Annotated in this window: 4 protein-coding genes, 1 tRNA gene and 1 pseudogene; 2 read left to right on the top strand and 4 right to left on the bottom strand. The window is 58.8% G+C overall.

The features are described from left to right. The 3 genes and pseudogenes from VGH68_RS03895 to VGH68_RS03885 all read right to left on the bottom strand — a co-directional run. Positions 1-268: pseudogene (locus tag VGH68_RS03895) on the bottom strand (microcin ABC transporter permease); the annotation flags it as partial. 83 nt (positions 269-351) lie between these two features. Then, positions 352-2,286 (bottom strand): extracellular solute-binding protein, encoded by a 1,935-nt coding sequence (locus VGH68_RS03890; protein ID WP_331602184.1) that lies wholly within the window; start codon positions 2,284-2,286, stop codon positions 352-354. A 166-nt stretch (positions 2,287-2,452) separates the two neighbouring features. After that, entirely contained in the window at positions 2,453-2,785 is a 333-nt protein-coding gene (locus tag VGH68_RS03885; protein ID WP_331602183.1) for a hypothetical protein, read from the bottom strand. 627 nt (positions 2,786-3,412) lie between these two features. Here VGH68_RS03885 and VGH68_RS03880 point away from each other — a divergent pair. Further along, a complete protein-coding gene (locus VGH68_RS03880) occupies positions 3,413-4,912 on the top strand; it encodes a glycosyl hydrolase 108 family protein (RefSeq protein ID WP_331602182.1) in 1,500 nt (499 codons plus the stop codon). Beyond that, positions 4,909-5,568, top strand: coding sequence for a hypothetical protein (locus tag VGH68_RS03875; protein ID WP_331602181.1), 660 nt, complete (start codon positions 4,909-4,911; stop codon positions 5,566-5,568). Before VGH68_RS03880 ends, VGH68_RS03875 begins: the two co-directional genes overlap by 4 nt. 447 nt (positions 5,569-6,015) lie before the next feature. On the opposite strand, the gene VGH68_RS03870 is transcribed toward VGH68_RS03875, so the two are convergent. Continuing rightward, positions 6,016-6,109: transfer RNA gene (locus VGH68_RS03870), tRNA-Ser, on the bottom strand. Positions 6,110-6,316 lie beyond the last annotated feature (207 nt).

Genomic DNA, 6,316 nt, shown 5'->3' with positions numbered 1-6,316 from the left:
CGAAGCGCTTGAGCATCAGGCCGTAGCGTTGGAGCGGCGGCTTGTCGAAGCCGTATAGCTGCTTCAGTTGCGCGAGCTGTTGCGCGTCGACCCCGCTATGCGCGCGCAGCCCGAACGGCGACGCGCCCTCCGCGCCCTTGCGCAGCTCGTGCTGCATCTGCTCGACGGGGCCGCCCGGCACGAACTGGATCACGACGAAGGTCAGCGTCAGCACGCCGAGCAGCGTCGGGACCATCAGCAGCAGGCGTTTGAGGATGTAGCTCCACATAGACGGTATTCCGGTGCGAAGGCGTTGGAGTGAGCGATCAGTCGGTTCGCAATCGTCGATGCGCGAATGCTGCGCCGGCGCGGCTATGGTTTCGGCGGCGTGGCGGGCGGCGGCGGCGTTTGCGCACGCGCCGGCGGCTGCTCGTACCACCACATCGACGTGATCCAGCCTTCCGCGCCATAGTACAGCGGTAGCGTCTTCGGCCACGCGAGACCGCGCTTGAACGCGACCCGGTGGGTGGCACTGTACCAGTGCGGCACCACGTAGTAGCCATGCATCAGCAGACGGTCGAGCGCATGCGCCGCGTCGGTCAGTTGCTCTCGAGTTTGCGCGTGCACGAGCGCGTCGAGCACGGCGTCGATCACCGGCGACTTCACACCGATCACGTTGTCCGAGCCGGTGGTATCGGCGGCCTTGCTGCCGAAGCGGTTGATCTGCTCCGAGCCTGGCACCTGCACGTCCTGCATGCGGATCGTCGTCACGTCGAAATCGAACGCGTCCAGACGCTTCTGATACACCGCGTAATCCGCGGTGCGAAACGTCGCGGTAATGCCGAGCTTTTGCAGATTGCGCGTAAAGGTTGCGACGATCGGCTCCATCGACGCGGCCGCGCCCGAGTCGTCGAGGATCTCGAACCGGAAAGGCTCGCCCTGCGCATCGCGCAACGCGCCATCGCGATAGACCCAGCCGGCCTGCTGCAACAGATCGCGCGCCTGCAGCAGATTGGCGCGCAGCGAGCCCGGCGGATCCGTGTCGGGTTGCTTCGGCACCAGCCCGAACACCGCCGGGTCGAGCTTGTCGCGCCACGGTTCCAGCAGTGCGAGTTCGCCCGGCGACGGCAGCCCTTTCGCCTGCCATTCGGTGTTGGCGAAATAACTGTCGATGCGCGTGTACTGATTGAAAAACAGTTGCCGGTTCAGCCATTGAAAATCGAGCGCGAGATCGAGCGCTTTACGCACGCGCACGTCCTGAAACAGCGGCCGGCGCATATTCAGGATGAAGCCCTGCATGCCGGAGCCGTTGTGCTGCGGGAATGCGCGCTTGACCAATTCGCCGCTGTCGAACTTCTTGCCGACGTCGCGGCGCACCCAGTTGCGCGCGACGTATTCCACGAGCGCATCGTATTCGCCGGCCTTGAATGCTTCGAGCCGCGCGGTCGCGTCGGCGTACAGCTTGTAGACGATGCGATCGAAGTTGTTCATGCCGACGCGCACCGGCAGATCCGCGCCCCAGTAGTTCGGATCGCGTTTGAAGGTGATCGTGCGGCCGTTGTCGTAGCTCTCGATCAGATAGGGGCCGCTACCTATCGGCTTGTCGAACGCGAGCTGATCGAACGGAATGCGGCTGCCGTCCGCCTTCATCCCCCACTTGCGCGAGAACACCGGCATGCTGCCGGCGAGCAGCGGCAACTCGCGATTGCGATCACGGAACTCGAAGCGCACCGTGTGCGGATCGACCACCACCGCGCGCTTGATCTCACTGAAAATCGATGGATATTGCGGCGCGGCCTGCGGGCTTTTCAACGTGTCGAGCGAGAACTTGACGTCGTCGGCGGTGACCGGGTCGCCGTTCGAAAAGCGCGCGCGCGGGTTCAGATGGAACGTGACCGACAGGCCATCGGGCGCGACGATGATGTCGTCGGCAAGCAGCCCATACGCGGATGCGACTTCGTCCGCGCTGCCGACGGTCAGGCTCTCGAACATCAATTCGAGACCCGGGGCCGCATTGCCGCGCAAGGTGAACGGATTGAACTTGTCGAAGCTCGTCAGCCGGCTCGGGTTCGCGAGCACCAGCGTGCCGCCCTTCGGCGCATCGGGGTTGACGTAGTCGAAGTGCCTGAAGCCGGCCGGATATTTGGGCTCGCCGTACTGCGCGATCGCATGGACCGCATACGCCCGCGACGCGGCCAACAGACTGGCGAACGCAAGAACGACGGCCAATAGCGCGCGCAAGGGTCGGTTGATCACGCCGTGTCGACGTGCAGCAGGCGTTTGCACCCGTCGCGAGCCAGTTGTCATAGAGATCTTGCTGGTGAGTGGGCAATGGCGGTGTGAGGGATTCTACCCAATTAGTCCGCGCGCTCCGCCAGTTCGACGCGCCGAACCGCGTCGCAGTCAAATGCCCGCGCCAAAGAAAAACCGCCCTTGCGGGCGGTTACGGTTGTTTTCAGCGATGCAGAGCAGTTCAGTGCCAGCCGCGACCGTGATCGTAGTGATCGTGACCATAGCCGCGTCCCGGCGGATGGTGGCGATACCAGTCGTCACGCGCCCAGTAGCGACGGCCGTCCCAGTAGCGGTCGCCATGCCAGCCGATTACAACGGCTGGTGCCGCGTACACGGGCGCCGGCTGATAAATGACGGGCGGCGGGGGCGGTGCGTAGACCGGAGCCGGTGCAACGTAGACCGGCGCGGGAATGCCGATATTAACTCCGATATTGAGGCCCCCGGCCATCGCGGCACCCGATGCACCCAACGTCAACACCCCGAGCAGAAGCGGAACAAGACGAGCGGACTTCATTGATCACCTTTGTAGGAACGTGTTTTGTTGGCGGAAATATAGCGCAACGCCGCATCATGCGTATTTCAATTTTGTAATAACTGATGCTGAAAATAGCGGGTGCGAGCGGCGGGTAACGTCTGGTTACATCGGACAGACGGTGGTGAGAAAAGGCGCGGGTTCCGCATTATTGAGTGTCACCGATATGGCGACGCGTATCGATTTTGCAGAACCAGGCCGCAGCACCGCGCGGGTTTCGGTTCCCGGTCCAACGGTTTGCGGTGTCATGCCGTTTGTCGTTTGCATCGACAGTTGCAGACGAACCGAAACTGCCAAGCGGCTTCGGACCCAGTTGTGCAAAGCTGCGTTCGATACACGGTCCAACTGCGTTGCGCGACGACGATATTGAGCGTGCATTGGCATTCTGCGCCGTGAGCGCCATTGAAATGCCCGCCAGCCACAGTATTAAGTTGCATGACAATTCTTAAGACTTCTCCCATTTACTCGCGCCCAGTTTTTCAATAGCGTGGGCTGGCGATTAAACCAACTGGAGACTTGAGCATGACGCAACAGGCAGCAAACGGGACACAGCATCTTTTCGTGACCATCGGTTCGCGCACCGCGCGCAGCACGCACGTATGACCGCGAATGAGCTATGTTGCGCCCTTTTTGGCGATTACGGGGTGGATCTATCTGGGCGAGCAGAACGACGGCCCGCTTGCCGAAGAGTCTATCCCGGAGTCAACCTTTGACCGGGTCGTCGTCACAACGAATCAGAGGTGCAGCCCGGCCGATCCGCAGGGAACAGGCGGCGGTATTCCCGTCAAGGCGGGCGACCTGATCGGCCACCCGGGTCGCTATGACTCACTCAACGAGTGTTCGAGCGGAACCCGGATGGCGCACATCGAGGTGTTCTGCGACGAGAATATCAAGAAGTTCATCAAGGATGGACGCGCGTGGGTCAACGCCAACTGCGCGAACGCGACCCAATGGAGTCGGCTTGGCTTGTCCGCCGACCCGACGATTCTCCGTGTCGACCGTGGGACCACGCTTTATCACGATCATGGCCAGCAGGGGCAGGATGCGAAGCAAACCGATGTAGTCCAGACCTACACATTCGCCGCTCTGCCGCAAGACGCGGCGCACCTGTTCACGGAGACAGCGCCGGGCAATGACGGGCAGAAACGGCGCTGGTGGAAAGTTGACAGTGCGGATATTCAACGCAATGCCATCACAGGATGGGTGCGTGAGCAGAGCTTTGCCGGGGGGCGTGTGACCCGCGAGTTCTCGCAAAACTGGATCGATTTCGAATGCCACGACGAGGACCACGATCCGGCGCACACCATTTTCGCGACCACGGGCGACTATGTGGACTATGCGCTCGGCAGCGATACACCCGGCGTGGGTTCTGTTGGCAAGCTGAGTCCACTCATGGCCGCCATCTACCGCGTTCTGTATCCGAGCGGAGACGGTGTTCACGCAGCGGACGACCTCTGCGGTTCCCGGCAGAACACGCCGGGCGCGGGGTTTCCGTGGGTCGCCTTTCGGGCGTCGCGCCTCATTGCGAAGCACGAAAGCGAATGGGCCAACCCCGCGAAGTGGCAGGAACTGGTCAGCGCAATCGAAGAGCGCACGGGGCCGAAGCCGGAGCATGAGGAGGAAAAGAAACGCATCGCAAGGCTCGCATGGTGGGACGAGGTGCAGGCCGGCGTAGCTGGCTTTCCGGGACCGGATGTCTATCACATCAATCCGATTGGACTGGTGGGGAATTTCATTGAAAGTTGTGACTGTGCTGCACGATTCAAGAAAATATTAAAAATCATTCTGAGACATGAAGGCGGATACGTTAATCGGACTGATGACAAGGGCGGTCCGACGAATCACGGGATTGCGTGGCCCACATGGCAGGAATATGCACAGGAAGACGTGGGTGTCGCCCCTACGTTGGATAACTTGAAAAATTTGACGGAACAACAAGCCGAGGTAATTTATCTGAAGCCCTATTGGCAGGCAAAGGGATTTTGTGGCCTCAAAGATGAGCGTGTGGCATTGATGGTGTACGACTGGAGCATAACTTCTGGAAGGGCTGCATTGCAGATTCAAAAATTGTTAAACCAGAAATACCGCTCAAACCTAGTAGAGCATTGAATACACGTAAATACGCTATCCTTTTGATCGTGGTATTAAACACTCTGTTCTTCCATTCGATTACATGGGCTGCTGATGGCAAATTTTCAGGGGATTGGGAATATGTAGAATATCTGACGGGATCGAGCAAGCCGTATTCGACGTTCGAAATAAAACTCAACGAAGCGGATGACGGCGCAGTGACTGGCTCCTATTGCTTCATTACCCAAAATGGGAACCGAATCGATTGCAGCACGAACGGGATCGAAAACATTTCTGGACACGTGCGCGAAGACGGGCGACACGCGGAAATTCACTTTTATTCATTTTTCGGCGCAAAGGACGGTTTCGCAGATTTGGCCAGTTACGACGATGCGTTGATATGGAAGGTTACGAAGAATCCAAAGGGTGATTTTTTCTATGGCCCCTACGCGGTAACTCTCACTCGGAAACAAGCCAATGCTCACCAAGGCGAACGTCAGGTAGTTGTAGGCCGAGCCTACTTGTACCCTACACCATCGGAAACAAAGGTTAAAACGTATGTCGTTAAAGGGGAGTACGTGAAATTGATTGGTATTTCAGATGACTTGAAATTCTGGAAAATCTCCTATTCTGAAAAGAATGGAGTCACCATAGACCGCTGGATTGATTGCCACACGATCAATTCCTGTCCTTGAGCCTAACCTAGTACAACGTGTCGGGGCTTGAAATCAGTCGTTCCAACCGCACCCATGCGCCGCCCATTTTTGCATCATCGGGCGGCACGCTTCAAGCAAATCAGTCCGGTGATACGCTGCTTCAACCTCGTTCGCGACCGTATGCACGACTGAAAAGCTATCCCCGTTCATCGACCCAACCTCTGGACTTCGACCCGTACCCGTGCGCAATGACGCGCCTTAAGCGTATTGCTGATGGTGTTCCCCCAATCGCCGCGCAGCGCTGCTACCAACACTCACCACACCGACTCAACGCACACAATCTGCCGCGCCCCGAATCGGTGTGCGCGCGACTATACATGCGGTGTCGCGAAATGCTGATCTTTATCAGCTTCGTGGGTCATTTTGTGGGTTGAAAAAACAAAAACCCCGTAAGTCCTTGAACTTACGGGGTTTCGCCACCATTGCTGGCGGAGACGGAGGGATTCGAACCCTCGATCCAGGTTTTGGCCCAGATGCTCCCTTAGCAGGGGAGTGCCTTCGACCTCTCGGCCACGTCTCCCGAAACTTCGCTCGCGTAGGGAGGTCACGCGACGAAGGCAAGATATTAGCGACTTCTGTGAATTCGGTCAATCGTTGTGACAATATCAATGCGGAGCATCCAGAATTTCTCGTTGGACACGCCTCGACCAACACGCCTTCATCGTCGCCTTACAGCTAGCGCGCGCAGGCCATGGGCCGACACGAAAGCCGGCCCCGTGGCCCTCAC

The organism is Paraburkholderia sp., from assembly GCF_036488505.1.
GTDB lineage: Bacteria > Pseudomonadota > Gammaproteobacteria > Burkholderiales > Burkholderiaceae > Paraburkholderia.
This window is presented reverse-complemented; position numbering and strand designations above follow the sequence as displayed.

Excerpts from the sequence above, each read along its gene's own strand:
- VGH68_RS03890 (WP_331602184.1), bottom strand. The coding sequence starts at position 2,286 with ATGACAACTGGCTCGCGACGGGTGCAAACGCCTGCTGCACGTCGACAC.
- VGH68_RS03885 (WP_331602183.1), bottom strand. The coding sequence starts at position 2,785 with ATGAAGTCCGCTCGTCTTGTTCCGCTTCTGCTCGGGGTGTTGACGTTG.
- VGH68_RS03880 (WP_331602182.1), top strand. The coding sequence starts at position 3,413 with ATGAGCTATGTTGCGCCCTTTTTGGCGATTACGGGGTGGATCTATCTG.